Source organism: Polaromonas sp., assembly GCF_010365105.1.
In the GTDB taxonomy this organism is placed as follows: Bacteria; Pseudomonadota; Gammaproteobacteria; order Burkholderiales; family Burkholderiaceae_C; genus Polaromonas.
This window is the reverse complement of sequence record NZ_JAAFGZ010000017.1, coordinates 82796-98026: the sequence shown is the minus strand read 5'-3', so window position 1 is coordinate 98026 and position 15231 is coordinate 82796. Positions and strand designations below refer to the sequence as shown.

12 protein-coding genes are annotated in these 15231 nt (G+C 62.9%); 6 read left to right on the top strand and 6 right to left on the bottom strand.

Going from position 1 to position 15231, the window contains the following annotated elements:
- Positions 1-73: 73 nt before the first annotated feature.
- The 6 genes from GZ092_RS12855 (at position 74) to GZ092_RS12830 (ending at position 9598) form a co-directional block, all read left to right on the top strand.
- The gene (locus tag GZ092_RS12855; RefSeq protein WP_293636939.1) at positions 74-3538 is read left to right on the top strand and encodes a CHASE3 domain-containing protein; all 3465 of its coding nucleotides are present in this window, start codon (positions 74-76) and stop codon (positions 3536-3538) included.
- A gap of 49 nt (positions 3539-3587) precedes the next feature.
- Positions 3588-4403 (top strand): prolipoprotein diacylglyceryl transferase, encoded by an 816-nt coding sequence (gene lgt / locus GZ092_RS12850; protein ID WP_293636937.1) that lies wholly within the window; start codon positions 3588-3590, stop codon positions 4401-4403.
- A gap of 185 nt (positions 4404-4588) precedes the next feature.
- Positions 4589-6058 carry a malonyl-CoA decarboxylase gene (locus GZ092_RS12845; protein ID WP_293636935.1) on the top strand — a complete coding sequence of 490 codons (1470 nt, stop codon included), beginning with the start codon at positions 4589-4591 and terminating at the stop codon, positions 6056-6058.
- Between the two features lie 46 nt (positions 6059-6104).
- Positions 6105-7100, top strand: coding sequence for a tripartite tricarboxylate transporter substrate binding protein (locus GZ092_RS12840; protein WP_293636933.1), 996 nt, complete (start codon positions 6105-6107; stop codon positions 7098-7100).
- A 146-nt stretch (positions 7101-7246) separates the two neighbouring features.
- Entirely contained in the window at positions 7247-8029 is a 783-nt protein-coding gene (locus GZ092_RS12835) for an enoyl-CoA hydratase/isomerase family protein (protein WP_293636931.1), read from the top strand.
- A gap of 36 nt (positions 8030-8065) precedes the next feature.
- Complete coding sequence (locus GZ092_RS12830) at positions 8066-9598, top strand: malonyl-CoA synthase (RefSeq protein ID WP_293636929.1); 1533 nt, start codon at positions 8066-8068, stop codon at positions 9596-9598.
- A 140-nt stretch (positions 9599-9738) separates the two neighbouring features.
- On the opposite strand, the gene GZ092_RS12825 is transcribed toward GZ092_RS12830, so the two are convergent.
- The 6 genes from GZ092_RS12825 to GZ092_RS12800 form a co-directional block, all read right to left on the bottom strand.
- Positions 9739-10701: a DMT family transporter gene (locus GZ092_RS12825; protein WP_293636927.1), complete on the bottom strand. Its 963-nt coding sequence runs from the start codon at positions 10699-10701 to the stop codon at positions 9739-9741.
- A 123-nt stretch (positions 10702-10824) separates the two neighbouring features.
- On the bottom strand, positions 10825-11325 hold the full coding sequence (locus GZ092_RS12820; RefSeq protein WP_293636925.1) for a GNAT family N-acetyltransferase: 501 nt from the start codon (positions 11323-11325) through the stop codon (positions 10825-10827).
- A 199-nt stretch (positions 11326-11524) separates the two neighbouring features.
- Positions 11525-13099, bottom strand: coding sequence for a polysaccharide biosynthesis protein (locus GZ092_RS12815; protein ID WP_293636923.1), 1575 nt, complete (start codon positions 13097-13099; stop codon positions 11525-11527).
- A gap of 112 nt (positions 13100-13211) precedes the next feature.
- On the bottom strand, positions 13212-14369 hold the full coding sequence (moeB, locus tag GZ092_RS12810; RefSeq protein WP_293636921.1) for a molybdopterin-synthase adenylyltransferase MoeB: 1158 nt from the start codon (positions 14367-14369) through the stop codon (positions 13212-13214).
- Positions 14366-14635, bottom strand: coding sequence for a MoaD/ThiS family protein (locus tag GZ092_RS12805; RefSeq protein WP_293636920.1), 270 nt, complete (start codon positions 14633-14635; stop codon positions 14366-14368). Before GZ092_RS12805 ends, moeB begins: the two co-directional genes overlap by 4 nt.
- Before the next feature lie 149 nt (positions 14636-14784).
- Complete coding sequence (locus tag GZ092_RS12800; RefSeq protein ID WP_293636919.1) at positions 14785-15210, bottom strand: hypothetical protein; 426 nt, start codon at positions 15208-15210, stop codon at positions 14785-14787.
- Between the last annotated feature and the right edge of the window lie 21 nt (positions 15211-15231).

Genomic DNA, 15231 nt, shown 5'->3' with positions numbered 1-15231 from the left:
TGCGCACAATTTTCTCCCCGCCTTAAAGACCTCACCCCATGACGAACACTTTCCTTCTGGCCAGGATGCTGGCGTGACCGCGCAGGGTCCACCAATCGACAAGGCAATGCACGGCCCGGATCGTGCGGGCATTCCTGCCAGCTTGCCCGGTAACGCCAACAAACACCTGCTGGTCGAAGCCCTGCTGGTGTTTGTCCTTGGCTGCCTGGCGGGCGTGGGCTGGCTGGCGTATCAAAACATGCAGGCCGCAACCGATTCGGAACGCTTGGAAACGCACACCCGCGTGGTGATTCAGGAATTTGGTGAACTGCTGTCCAGCCTCAAGGATGCGGAAACCGGGCAGCGCGGCTTCATCATCACCGGGAACCAGGACTATCTGGCGCCATATCGCGCGGGCCTGGAGGCGGTGCCGGTCGTTTTGGCCGACCTGCGTCGCCTGACCGCGGACAACCCCCCTCAACAGCAACGGCTGGACGCACTTGAGCCGCTGATCGCGTCCAAGTTCGCTGTTCTCGCAAAGACCATCGCGCTAAGCGAAAGCCAGGGTTTCCCGGCCGCCCGCGCGGCGGTCATGGCGCAGTCGGGCAAGAAACACATGGACGACATCCGGGCGCTGGTGGGCCAGGCTCAGGCGCAGGAGGCGCAACTGCTGAAAGAGCGTAGCGCCATCCGTCAGGCGAACAGCCGCAGGACGATGCAATCGGTCCTGCTGGGAGGTGCGCTGGGCAGTCTCGCCTTGCTGCTGATGTTCATCTATCTGCGCTGGGAACGGGCCGCCCGCCGGCTGGCCGAGACGGCGCAGCAAGCAAGCGGTGCGCTCTTGCAGGTGGCCACCGACGCTGCCGAACTGGGCATCTGGACCTGGCAGTCCGACGGCGATCGCATCACCTGGGAAAACGAGCGGACCTATGAAATTGTGGGCCTGACCCAGGGCGACAGGCCGGTGACCGCCGCCCGCTTTGCGGCAGAATTTGTTCATGCCGACGATCTGGCGGCTTTCGAGCAGGCCATCATCAACACCGTGCAGACCGGGGCGCGATTCTTCTACCAGGGCCGCGTCCACCGCCCGAACGGCGAGTTGCGCTGGATCGAGTTCACGGGCCAGCCAGTGTCTGGGCTGGATGGGCTCCGGGTGATCGGAACGATGTGCAACATCACTGGGCGCAAGCAGGCCGAAGAGGCGCTCCGCAAAAGCCAGGAGACACTGGAGTTGGCGTTCGAAATCGGAAAGACCGGCATCTGGGACTGGGACCTGGTGGCCGACAAGCTGGTCTGGAGCGAGCGGCGCAAGGCGCTGTCCGGCCTGCCGCCTGACGCTGAAATGAGTTTCCCGCTTGCCATGGCCACGACCCATCCTGGCGACAGAGCCCGCTTTCTGGCGGCGCGAACGCTCGCGCTCGAAACCGGGACGGACGGCGAGGTGGAATTTCGCACTGTCTGGCCCAATGGCAGCGTGCGCTGGCTGCATTCGCGTTGGCGCGGTTTTTCTGATGCGAGCGGCCAGCCGGTCCGCATTACCGGCGTCGCGCAGGACATCACGGAGCAGCGGGCGTCGGAGGAAGCGCTGCGCCAAAGCGAAGCGTTCAGCCGCAGTATTCTCAAAAGCAGCGCTGATTGCGTCAAGGTTCTGAACCGCGACGGAAATTTGTTGTCGATGCTGAGCGGGCAGGAACTGCTGGGCATCGAAGATATCCGGCCGTTTTTGAACAAATCGTGGCTTGATTTTTGGATCAACCACGACGACAGGCAGGAGGCGCAAGCGGCGCTTGTGGCGGCGCTGGCTGGCGGGACGGGTGCCTTCGTCGGGTCTTTTCGAACGCTGCGCGGCGAAGCCAAGTGGTGGGACGTGTTGATTTCGCCAATCCTTGATGACGGTGGCAAGCCTGCGCGCCTGCTTGTCGTCTCCCGCGACGTGACCGCGCGCAAACACGCCGAAGTCGCGCTGCGCGAAAGCGAAGAGCGCTTGCGGCTCGCCGCCGAGGCGGCCCATTTCGGCACGTTCGACCGCGACCTGCAGGGTGGCTATTTCCATGTCTCGACGCAGATCAAGAAAATGCTGGGCTACGAGCCCGATGCGCAGCTGGATCGTCCGCAGATCATGTCGCACTTCCACCCGGATGACCGCCTGGCGGGCATCGCTGCGTTCCGGCATGCCTGCGACCCGGCAGGCGACGGACAACTCGCGATCGACCAGCGCATCGTGCTGCGCGATGGCACCGTGCGCTGGATCGCGAGCGTGGGGCGCGTGCATTTTGAGGGTGGCGTGCCCAAGCGCATAGTCGGTTTCTGGTTCGACGTCACCGAGCGCAGCCGCCTAGAGCGGCAGACGCAGGCGCAGGCACAGGCCCTGGTCGATCTGCACCGCCGCAAGGATGAATTCCTGGCGATGCTCAGCCATGAGCTGCGCAACCCGCTGGCACCGTTGACCAGCGCGGCGGAACTGCTTCGGTTGCAGGAAAACCAGGGCCCGGTGTACCGGCAGGCTTGCGACGTCATCGAGCGGCAGGTCGGCCAGATGAAGCACCTGATCGATGACCTGCTGGACGTCTCCCGCATCACCAGCGGCAATGTGCGGCTTCGCAAGGCGCCGGTCTGCGTGGGTGATATCGTTGAAAGGGCGCTGGAAACAACCCGGCCGTTGATTGCCAGGCGCCGGCAACAGCTCACGCTGTCGCTGCCGCCGCATCCGGTCTGGCTTGATGCCGATGCCACCCGGCTGGAGCAGGTACTGGTCAACCTGCTCAACAATGCCGCCAAATACACCGAAGAGGGCGGCCGCCTGTGGCTCAGCGTCGTGCAGGAAGGCGATGCCGGGTCAGCGGCTGGCGCGGCAGTGGCGGTGATCAAGGTGCGCGATACCGGCATGGGCATTGCCGCCGAACTGCTGCCCCACATCTTTGACCTGTTCACGCAAGCCGAACGCAGCATTGACCGCTCGCAAGGCGGCATGGGCATCGGCTTGAGCCTGGTCCGGCAACTGCTCGAACTGCACGGTGGCAGCGTCGCGGTGAACAGCGTCCTGGGGCAGGGCAGCGAATTCGTCGTTCGTCTGCCGGTCATGCAGGCGGTCGAGCCACCGCTGCCCTTGCCGCCGCCTGTGGAAGCGCCGGCCCGGCCTGCTGGCAGGCGCTGCCGGGTGCTGGCCGTCGATGACAGCGTGGACGCGGTGGAGTTCCTGGCCAGGCTGCTCAGGCTGTCCGGGCATGAGGTCGAAGTCGCCTATGACGGTCCCAGTGCCGTGCAAGCCGCCCTGGCCATGCGCCCCGACGTGGTGGTGCTCGATATCGGCCTGCCTGGACTCACGGGTTACGAGGTGGCAAGGCGGCTGCGCCAGGAAGCCACGCTGAAAGATACCGTGCTGGTCGCCCTGACGGGCTATGGACGCGAGTCAGACCGGCAACGCTCCAAGCATGCCGGTTTTTCCTACCACCTGGTCAAGCCGGCCGGAGTGCGCGAGGTCGAGGAAATACTCTCGAGCGTTGGCGAAAAACTCGCGTTGCAGGCCAGTCCGGCGCAAGCCGTGGTGCCTGAAGTCTGAAGGTGGCGACCGGCGCTGACGGTCTGGCTTGCATGCACAATGGCACCCCATGCTCATCCATCCCGAAATCAATCCTGTTGCGCTGCAACTCGGCCCGCTGGCCATTCACTGGTATGGCCTGACCTACCTCGCCGCCTTTGGCCTGTTCTTTTTCCTCGCCAGCCTGCGTCTGCGCCATGAACCCTATGCATCCATCACCGGGCCCGGTGCCTGGTCGCGCCGGGACATCGAGGACATTCTTTTTCTAGGCGTGATGGGCGTGGTGATTGGCGGGCGGCTGGGTTATTGCCTGTTCTACAAGCCGGGCTACTACCTCTCGCATCCGCTGGAGATCTTTTTCGTCTGGCAGGGTGGCATGAGCTTTCACGGCGGCATGCTCGGCGTGCTGGCATCGCAACTCTGGTTTGCGCGCTCGCGCCACCGTCCGTGGCTGCAGGTGATGGACTTCATCGCGCCTTGCGTGCCGACCGGACTTGCGGCCGGGCGCGTCGGCAACTTCATCAACGGCGAACTGTGGGGCCGCTTCAGTTCGCCTGATTTGCCGTGGGGCATGGTGTTTCCGCACAGCGGCTCGATGCTGCCGCGCCACCCGTCGCAGGTCTACCAGTTCCTGATGGAAGGCCTGCTGCTGTTCGTGCTGTTGTGGCTGTACGCCAGAGGCCCTCGCAAGATGGGCCAGGTCTCGGGTGCCTTTCTGGTCGGCTACGGCGTGTTCCGTTTCATCGCCGAGTTTTTCCGCGAGCCCGATGATTTCCTCGGCATCCTGGCGCTGGGCATGAGCATGGGCCAGTGGCTGTGCGTTCCCATGATCGGCGCCGGTGTCTGGCTCTGGGTTTGGGCCTCAAACCGGCCTTTGCGCACATAGCACGGTCATCAGGCGCTATTTATTTCATAGTCATTCGGCGGCCTGTCTTTTTTGGGGTTCGGGCGGTGGCGATGAATTTCACCCTTTCAAGGAGTTCATTCCATGGTTCTTGCCTGGAATTCATTGCCGCCCCAGGCGCTTGATGCGCACGCAACTGCCTCTGCAACCCGCAGCGGCTCGCGAGCATGAGCAGCACCAACTGGCTTGGCCGCAGTGTCTCGCGCCTGCTGCCTGCCGCCTCGCCCAAACCGCAAGCTGAGGCGCAGGATGCGAGCGGAACCTCCGCAACACCGCCGGCCAAAGAAAGCCAGCTCGCCCGCTCCATTGCCGAGCGCCTCGAAGCCACGCTGCGCCAGGAGGGCGAGGCGCTGTCGCCGCGCCTGCTGCGCCGGGCCTTCGAGGAGCTCCAGTCCATCATCGACCCGCGCGTGAGCGAGGTCGAAGGCGGGCGCCGCGCCATGGACGTGGCCGCCTGGCACGCTGGTGCCCCGCTGGCGCAGCGCCGCGACCTGTGGCTGCTGATGAGCGAGATGTTTGTCGCCGATGCGCAAAAAACGAAGGAAGCCCAGGCACGGTTTGCCGCCGCCGTCGGCACGCCCGACGAAGCCGTGGCCGAGGTGCATTACCGCCGCGCCACCGTGTCGCCGCGCCGCCGCCTGCTCCAGCGCTTCAGCGTGTACCCGCAGGGCGTTCAGTTCCTGGTCGAGCTGCGTGCCGAAATACTGCCTTTCCTCAAGGCCGACAAGCGGCTGATGGCGCTGGATGTGGAAATGGAGTACATGTTCTCGACCTGGTTCGACGTGGGCTTTCTGGACCTGCGCCGCATCAGCTGGGATTCGCCGGCTTCCTTGATTGAAAAACTGATCCAGTACGAAGCGGTGCATGACATCAAGAGCTGGGCCGATGTGAAGAACCGCCTGGACAGCGACCGCCGCTGCTATGGGTTTTTTCACCCGCGCCTGCCCGGCGTGCCCTTGATTTTTGTCGAGGTTGCGCTGGTCGATGAAATGGCCGAGGGCATCATGCCGCTGCTCGATGAACAGGCGGCTGCAGCGGATCTGGACAAGGCGACAACCGCCATTTTCTATTCGATCAGCAACACCCAGCCCGGCTTGCGCGGCGTGAGTTTCGGCGACTCGCTGATCAAGCGCGTGGTGGAAACGCTCAAGGACGAATTTCCCAAGCTCAAGGTGTTTGCGACGCTGTCGCCGATTCCGGGTTTGCGGAGCTGGCTTGGCAAGCATGCCGCATCGCTGCTCGACAAAATGGCCGACAAGGAACGCGCGGCGCTGGGCCAGGCGCTCGGCAACGGCGCGCCCACGCAGGGCAGCTTTCTGGCAGCGATTGAACATCCGCTGGACTTGCCGGAAAAGTCGCCCGTGCGCCAGGTGCTGCTGCAATGCGCTGCGCATTACCTCGGGCAGGGGGTGAAGGACGGCCAGCCGCTCGACCCGGTGGCGCGGTTCCACCTGGGCAACGGTGCCCGGGTCGAGCGGCTCAACTGGGCCGCCGACCCGTCGCCCAAAGGTCTCAGGCAATCGTACGGACTGATGGTGAACTACCTGTATGACCTCAAGCGCCTGGACAAGCACCGGGCGATGCTGGCGCAGGGGAAAGTCCCGGTATCCACCGGGATTCATGATTTGTATATTTGACGGCTTGCCCGAAAAACACCAAAACAGAAATAAAAAGGAGACTCGCATGACATTTCACTTCGAGCACAGCGTCACCCGCCGCAGCATCTTGCGTGGCGCCACAGCCGGCATGGCCGCGCTGTCCTTGACCAGCCACGCCCAGTCGGCCTGGCCGGTCAAGCCGGTCACCGTCATCGTGCCGTTTCCGGCCGGCGGCGGCACCGACGCCTTTGCCCGCCCGCTGTCGGCGCAGTTTGCCAAGCTGACCGGCAAGCAGCTCATCATCGACAACCGGGGCGGTGCCGGCGGCACCTTGGGCGCCGGCATTGCGGCGCGTGCGCAGCCCGACGGCTACACCCTGTTCATGGGCGCGGTGCACCATGCGATTGCGCCGTCGATGTACCCCAAGCTCGACTACGACATTGAAAAAGACTTCGTGCCGCTGGCGCTGATGGCCAACGTGCCGCAGGTGCTGGTCGTCAACCCGAAGAACATTCCGGGCGACTTCAAGGCTTTTTTGACGCAGGTGCGCGGCAAGCCGGGCGGTTTCAACTATGGCTCGGCCGGCGCGGGCACGTCGCACCACCTGGCGGGCGAACTGTTCAAGCAGCAGACGCAGACTTTCATCACGCACATTCCCTACCGGGGCGCGGGGCCGGCGCTGCAGGATTTGATCTCGGGCAACGTGGACATGATGTTCGACGGCCTGGGTTCATCGGCGGCGCACATCAAGGGGGGCCGCATCAAGGCGCTGATGGTCTCGGGCGCCAAACGCAACCCGGCTTTCCCCAATGTGCCGTGCGCCACCGAACTCGGCCTGCCCGACTACACCGTCACCACCTGGTATGGCATGTGGGCGCCCAAGGGTACGCCGCCCGATGTGCAGGCGCGCATCGTCGAAGACCTGCGCAAGGTCGCTGCCACTGACGAGCTGAAAACCATCTGGGCCAGCAACGGCGCCGAGTTCGGCAACCTGACGCCGGCGCAGTTCGGCGCGTTTGTCAGCGCCGAAGTCAAACGCTGGGCGGCCGTGGTCAAGGCCTCCGGCGCCAAGCTGGACTAGGGTGTTGCCCCCACGCTCCCCGCTTCGCGTGGTTCGCTGCCCCCCGAGGGGGCCGCTGCGCCTGCGGCCCGGCAAAGCCGGTTCCGCGGCCCTGGCTGGAAAGGAATCGTTCCCAAGCCTTCCCTTTGTTACTGGAAATTGATTCGATGAGTAGCGCTGTTCTTTTTGAGGTTTCTGGTTTCCTGGCGACGGTCACGCTGTCGCATCCCGGCAAATTCAACGCCATGTCGCGGCTGATGTGGCGCGAATTGCGCGCTGCTTTTGCAGCGATCCAGCAGCGAAGCGATGTGCGCTGTGTGCTGGTTCGTGGGGAAGGCGGCAACTTTTGCGCGGGCGGCGACATTTCCGAATACGCCGGTTTCCGCTTCGACCCGGCCAGCCTTCGCGACTTTCATGAAAACGACGTCTGGGGCGGGCTGCAGGCCATGCTCGACTGCGACGTGCCCATCGTCGCGCAGATCAAGGGCAACTGCATGGGCGCCGGCGTGGAGATTGCCAGCTGCTGCGACATTCGGCTGGCTGCCGGCAGCGCGCGTTTTGGCGCGCCGATTGCGAAGCTCGGCTTTCCTATGGCGCCGCGCGAGGCGGCGCTGGTGATGCGCGCCGTGGGCGAGCTGACGGCGCGCGAAATGCTGCTGTCGGCCGCAGTGCTGGACGCGGCCGAGATGAAGCAGCGCGGCTTTTTGAACCAGGTGCTGGCAGCCGATGCGCTGGACGATGCAGTGCAGGAACGGCTCCGGCGCATCTTGCAACTGGCGCCCCAGGCCGCACGCCTGAATAAAGCATCATTTCGGGCGCTTGCGCACGTCCCACCTGCACAGGCAGCTATAAATACAATAGCGACTGCCTATGACTATGCGGCCTCTGGCGAACACCGTGAAGGCATCACCGCCTTCATGGAAAAGCGTCCGCCGGCGTTCAGCGCCTGAACGGCTGCATCCTTCATTTTTGACATCTTTCATCCCATGAACAACCACAACCTGTTTGCCGCGCTGCGTGCCGCCTTTCCCGCCGACCTGGACGAAGTCGCCATTGAAACCGGCAGCGGCCTGCTGTATTCATGGCGCGACCTGGAGCATGGCAGCGCCATGATGGCCAATCTGCTGCAGTCCCTGGGCCTGCCAGAAGGCGCCCGGATTGCCGTGCAGGTCGAGAAATCGGTCGAGGCGATGGTCCTGTACCTGGCCACGCTGCGTGCCGGCTTTGTGTTTTTGCCTTTGAATACCGCTTACCAGAGCGCCGAGATCGAGTATTTCATCGGCAATGCCGAGCCGGCCGTGGTGGCCTGCAGCAGTGCCAATTTTGGCTGGGTCAGCAAGATCGCCTTCAAGGCCGGCACGCAGAACGTCTTCACGCTCGATGACGACCGCAGCGGCTCTCTCTTGGCGCGCGCCGCGCATTGCAGCGACCGGCATGAAGTGGCTGTCAAGCAACCGGACGACATGGCGGCGATCCTGTACACCAGCGGCACGACCGGGCGCAGCAAGGGCGCGATGCTGTCGCATGGCAACCTGCTGAGCAATGCGCGCGTGCTGAAAGACTACTGGGGCTGGCGGACACGGGAAGAGGGCGGCGACGTGCTGATCCATGCCTTGCCGATTTTTCATGTCCACGGCCTGTTCGTCGCCATTCACGGCGCGCTGATCAACGGCAGCAAGATGATCTGGCTGTCGAAATTCGATCCGAAAAAGGTCATTGAAAAGCTGCCCGAAGCGACCGTGTTCATGGGCGTGCCGACGCTGTATGTGCGGCTGCTGGCCGAGCCTGGCTTGACGCTGGACGCCTGCCGCAACATGCGTTTGTTTATTGCGGGATCGGCGCCGCTGCTGATCGAGACCTTTCGCGAATGGCAGGCGCGCACCGGCCAGACCATTCTGGAGCGCTACGGCATGTCCGAAACCGCGATGCTGACGTCCAACCCTTACCAAAATGGCGAGCGGCGCGGCGGCACGGTCGGCTTTGCGCTGCCTGGTGTCAGTCTGCGGGTGCAGGGCGATGAGGGCCAGCCGCTGCCGGTGGACGAAATCGGCAATATCCAGGTGCAAGGGCCGAATGTCTTTTCGGGCTACTGGCGCATGCCCGAGAAAACCGCCGAAGAGTTTACCGCTGACGGTTATTTCAAGACCGGCGATGTCGGAAAAATTGATGCTGACGGCTACATCACCATCGTCGGGCGCAGCAAGGACCTGATCATCAGCGGCGGCTACAACGTCTATCCGGCCGAGATCGAAGGCTTTATCAACGAGCTGCCGGGCGTGGCTGAAAGCGCCGTGGTCGGCGTGCCGCACCCCGACTTTGGCGAAGTCGGCGTGGCCGTGGTGATTGCGAAGCCAGGAGCCGTGCTCGACAGCGCACAGATCATGGCCGAAATGAAGTCAAAAATGGCCAACTTCAAGGTGCCCAAGCAATGCTTCGTGGTCAGCGAGTTGCCTCGCAACACCATGGGCAAGGTGCAGAAGAATGTCTTGCGCGAGCAGTACAAGGCGCTGTTCGCCTGACGTGCGGTGAGCCGTCCGTTCGGCGACCAGCCCGTTTTTTGAGCTGTCCCCGGTAAACACGCTGTCATCCCCGGCCTGACCCGGGATCGATTCGTGCAGAGTTCAAGGCGTCACGCAACTGCCGCCGCATTGAAGCGGCCTCAAGGCGATGACGTGTCTGCATTCGGCTTGCGCTGCCTGCGCTGGGGCAGCGTCGCCAGTACCACACCCACCAGCGCAATCGCAAAGGCGCCGACCTGCGTGCCGTTCAGGCTTTCGCCGAGCACGCCGACGCCCACCGCCGCCGCGCTGACCGGCAGCATCACGGTGAACACGCCGGCCTGGTTGGCGGGCACGGTTTTCAGGCCGGTCATCCACAGCCACACCGTCCAGACGCTCGCGGCCAATGCATAAAACACCAGCAGCACCCAGCTGGCCGGCGCGACGGTGGCAAAGTCGAAGCCCCAGGCCATCCACAGCCCGAAAGGCGTGACCAGGGCAAAGCCCCACAGGTTGATCAGTGCCGTGATGCGCTTGGGGCTGAGCACGCCGGTCAGCTTCTTGCCGATCACCGCATAAGACGCCTCGCACAGCACCGCGCCCACCAGCAGCAGATTGCCCAACCAGGCGTTTTTTAATGCCAAATCGGCCTCTTGCGCAGTACCCATCTGTGCAGGCAGCTCACTTTTTGAGAGCGACACCAGGGCAATGCCGAGCACCGCGCAGGCCACGGCGGCCCAGACACGGCCGCTGATCCGCTCGCGCAAAAAGGCCCAGCTGAGAAGCGCCACCGTGGCCGGAATGGCCGCCATGATGACCCCGGCGGCCACCGCGCTGGTCAGGCTCACGCCGAACAACATGCAGATCGAGAACAGAAAATTGCCCAGGAAGGACTCCAGGAAAACCAGCCGGCGGGTTTGCGGGCTCATCGGCGTTTCACCGGCCGGCTTTTTCAGCCAGTGCGCCATCGCCAGCCCGCCAATGCCAAACCGCAGCCAGGCCAGCAAAAACACCGGCAACGCGGCCACCAGCGGCTTGGACAGGGCGACATAACTGCCGACCAGCGACATGCTCAGTGCAAGGCAGGCATAGGCAATCCAGGGGGAAGCGGGGCGGTGCGGCACGATGAAAACTCCAGAACAGGATCAGGAAAAAGGCTTGGAAAAAAGTGGCTTTCTGCAGTGGCAATAAAGCCGAACCGGCGCTGGCAGCGCGCCTACTACGCTCGTATTGACATGAAAACGGAATCAAAACGCTGCGGCGTTCGCCTTCAACTGTTCGGGTCCGAAGCGGTGAATGGTCATGGCGTCCACGGCGGTGGCGCCCAGGCTTTTGTAGAACCCGATGGTGGGCTCGTTCCAGTCCAGGCATCCCCATTCCAGCCGCTGGCATCCCCGGTCGAGTGCAAGTTTGGACATGAAGGCCATCATGGTTTTGCCCAGTCCCCGGGCGCGCATGGCGTCGTCGATCAGGAAAGCGTCGATATACAGCCCTGACTGCCCGGTGAAGGCAGACGAGGTCTGGCAAAAATAAACGAAACCGACCGGCTGGCTGTCATACAGGCCAAACACCGCTTCGCCCTTTTTGTCGGCCAGCAACTGGCGTATGCCTTCGGCCGTGGCGGTGATCTTGTCGGCCATCTTTTGGTAGGCGCCCAGTTTTTTCATGAAATCCACCACAAGGGCCGCGTCGTCAGGCGCGGCCAGGCGCAGTAAAAATCGCGGGTCTTTTGTCAGGATGATGTTCATTTGCCTTGCCTTGCGGATGCGCGGCCGTCATGGCCCGTGGCGTCACAGGCCGTCACGTCAGCCGCTTGAAACAAAGTATCGTATCAAGGCATGCCCTGGTTTTCTGGCCCGGCCTGTATGCGTCCGGCATTCACTGGCAAAACGGGCTGCCCTGGGTTGACGGCAAGGCACGCGGTGTGCCGGGGAGTCAGCCGATGGACTAATTCATCGACACCGTCGCGCCCGAGCTTTCAAGCAAGCGCCCCAGGCTTCCGGATTGGTCTGCAAGGCCGGGAATTCGTGTAAGGGTCTGCCTCACCTCTTCCAGCTTTTGCCGGTTTGCCATCGACATCGGCGCGTTGGCCTGGCGCAGCTTGGCGATCACCGTGTCGGCCAGCAAATGGATGACGGCCTCGAAGCGACTGGCCTCGGCGCTTGAAGTCCCGGCCCAGGCCGGGGCTGCACCCCACCAGAGCACGTCAATGAGGAGGGGCAGGTCTGCTGCGGCAAAGATGGACCGGGCCAGGCCGCACACCGCATGCACCAGCGCCGCCTTGACGGCCAGGACGTCGAGTGTGTGGTCGTCCAGCGCTTTTTTGAGCATGTCCAATTCAGTGGCCAGCGCGTCTTCGCTGAAAGGCAGCACACGCGCACCGACCATGGTGCCGCTGCGGTCGTCAAAGCCGCCGTGCGCTTCAAGCGCATTGACGAGCGGGTGATAGGTGGTTTCACCACTCCAGCAGAACTGGCCCCGGAAGAAGACTTCGTCATAGCCCTTGGGAACGCCCAGAAAATGCAAGGCCACCGGTTTGCCGCTGCGCTGGACAAGGTAGAGGGCGAGTTCCAGCGTGTTCACCGGCCAGCCCAGATCGACCGCTGCCCAGAAACCATCGGCAGGTGTCTGCTCGGCCAGCGCCAGGGCATTGACCAGAAGGTGGCCCGCCTGCCGCAAGTTCTGGACGTTGAAATAGCGGTCCGGGCCGTGCAGGCCGACCAGCCCCTTGGCAATGCCGTCCAGGATGTCCTGTGTCACCACGCCGTTTTCCATGACATGCGTGAAACGCGTAAAGCGAAACCGCGTCGAGTGGCTGCGGCGCGCGACGGCGACCCACTGCGCCTCGGCCAGTTTTTTACTGCCGGTGTAAACGTGATCGGACACGTAGGCAAAACACTTGCCGGTGGAGGAATAAATGGCATCCCCCACGCCATGGCGCAGGCAGGCGCTGATCACATTGCGCGTACCGAACACATTGGTTTCAATGGCCTCGCGCACCACCGCCTCGGCCCGCCCGGGCTCGCGGATGCTGGCCAGGTGGAAAACAATGTGTGGCCTGACCTGGGAAAACACGGCATCGAGCGCAGCGGCATCGCGGATATCGACGTGGCAGTGCTTCAGTTGTCCGGCGGGCCAACTCGCACCGGCTGCGTCCCTGGCAATGCTGCCGGTCTCGACGGCAATATCTGCAATGGCAATTTCCATCGCACCCAAATCGAAGAGCAAGGGGATCAGGTGCGAGCCGACGCAGCCGGCACCGCCGGTGACCAGCACGCGCTGCCCCCTGAGCCTATTTTCGGCAGCTTCGCGGTGCAGGTCCACCGTGCGCTCCATCGCCAGTGTCATGGGGCTCTGTTCGAGCTTTCCTTCGGCCCTGGCAAGCGCCATCAGGGCTTCGGTCGCTGCCTGGAGTTGTTCGGCAATAGCCGGCGTGATGGGGGTTCCGGTCGGCGCAAGGGTGGCGATCCGGCGAATCAGGTCGTCGCTGGTGGCCATGCGGCAGGCTGCATCCATGGGCATGAAGAACCATCCTTTCAAAAAATCCGTTGCGGCTGGATGCCACTGCTGGCTGCGCCGCGTGTGGATGGTTGTTCAGCAACACTGGCGCCGGGGCAGGGTTGCAGCCCCTATGTCAGACAAGCTGAACATCCCCCGGCCATGCCGCCATGCCTTGCTCGAGGTTGTACAGCCGCAACGGGTCATAGCCTGCCGCGACCAGCAGTTGGATGACGCTGTTGCTGCGCATGCCGCTCTGGCAAACCAGCACGATGTCGCGATCCCTGGGCAGCGGCGCGGCACCCGGCTCCTGCAGCGCGCGTTCAAGTTCGGGCTTGGGCCACCCCATGGCACCCGGAATCCGGCCCGGCAGCCATTCGGCCGGATTGCGCACATCGACGATGACCAGGTCGTCCTGCGCCTGCAGCCTGGCCTGGAGTCCGCCAGGCGAGATGGACCGGCCGGCCGGCGCAGCACAAACCATGACGGTCTCCCTGAGCACGATGTCCTGCGGAGCGTGGCTGCAGACCGGGCAATCGGGGTCCTTGGCAATCTGGACCGTGTTGAAGCTCAAGTCCAGCCCGTCATAGATCAGCATGCGGCCGATCAAGGGAGAGCCAATGCCGCTCAGCAGCTTGAGGGCCTCGGTCGCCTGCAGCGATCCGATCACGCCGGGCAGCACGCCCAGCACGCCGGCTTCAGCGCAATTGGGTGCGAACTCCTGCGGCGGCGGCTCGGGAAACAGGCAGCGGTAGCACGGGCCGGTGCGCGCATCGAAGACGCTGAGCTGACCGTCAAAACGCAGCACACCGCCATAGACATCAGGTTTGCCGAGCTTCACGCAGGCATCATTGACCAGGTAGCGGGTCGGGAAATTGTCCGAGCCGTCAATGATCACGTCGTAGCGGGAAATGATTTCCAGCGCGTTGTCGATGCCCAGGCGCACATCGTGACGTTCGATCTGGACGTGCGGGTTGAGGTCCAGCATGCGTGCTTCAGCGCTTTCGTTTTTCAGGCGTCCGAGCGAAGAGTGGCCATGCACGATCTGGCGCTGGAGATTGGTTTCTTCGACCACATCGGCGTCCACCAGGCCGATTCGCCCGACGCCTGCAGCCGCCAGGTAGAGCGACGCCGGGCTGCCCAGGCCACCCAGGCCAACCAGCAGCACACTGCCTGCCTTGAGTAGCCGCTGTGCCTCAATGCCGAATTCGGGCAGGATGATCTGGCGGTTGAAACGCCTGAGCTCGCTGCTGGTGAGTTCTGGCAGCGTGGCAGGCTGCAACAGCGCGTTCATCCGCCCGCCACGCTCGCAATGATCTGGACTTCATCGTCATCGTTCACCAAAGTTTGCAATCCATCGAGAAGCCGGATGTCCTGGCCGTTTTTGCACACCACGATGAACTTGCGCAAGGCCTGACCGCTGAACAGGTGATTTCGAAGCTCGCTGGACTCTTCTGAAAAACGCCTGAGCGCCTCCTCGACGGAGCTGACCGAAAGCCTGATACGGCTTTGTTGGTGGGTGTACCGGCGCAGCGAACTGGGTACCATTAAAACTGCCATGTCAAACGTCCTGATGGGGTAATGCTCAGTTTCAAGGCGAAGCCTTATAACATATAAGCCGAGACCTTGAAAATAAACCTGATAAAACAAATGTTAATTTGATAGTTTTGCTGTCGCAACCCCCCAAACGGACCAATCTCATGAGGTCCTTATCGATGGTAAAAACCCTTGAAATCTGTTACGAGGCACGCTTGAATCACACTGGGTGTTTCAATTTTTCGACTGACAGGCTTGAACCGGACACGAAAACCGCATCCTTTAAAATCGTTTTTTATATAAAAAAGATAGCAGCTTGTGCCCATCCATAAAGCGGAAAAGGCTGATTTGGCTTGAAAATTAGACTTTCCTGTACGGAAATTTTTTCTGAATGGCCCGCACCACCCGACGCGGCATTGCCGGCTTCCATTGGCTGGCACCATGAGTTCGCCATTGACAGCCACCGGATGCAGTCGCAAGACGCCGGCTGCCAGTGCCTTGACGGCGCTCCGGCAGGCCGGGTCTTGCATCCACACCGGGTCGCCATGGCCTGCCAGCCACTCCATGCGCAGGGCAATCGACAGCTGTGTGCCGGCCATGAGGATGAAGCGGCGGGCATC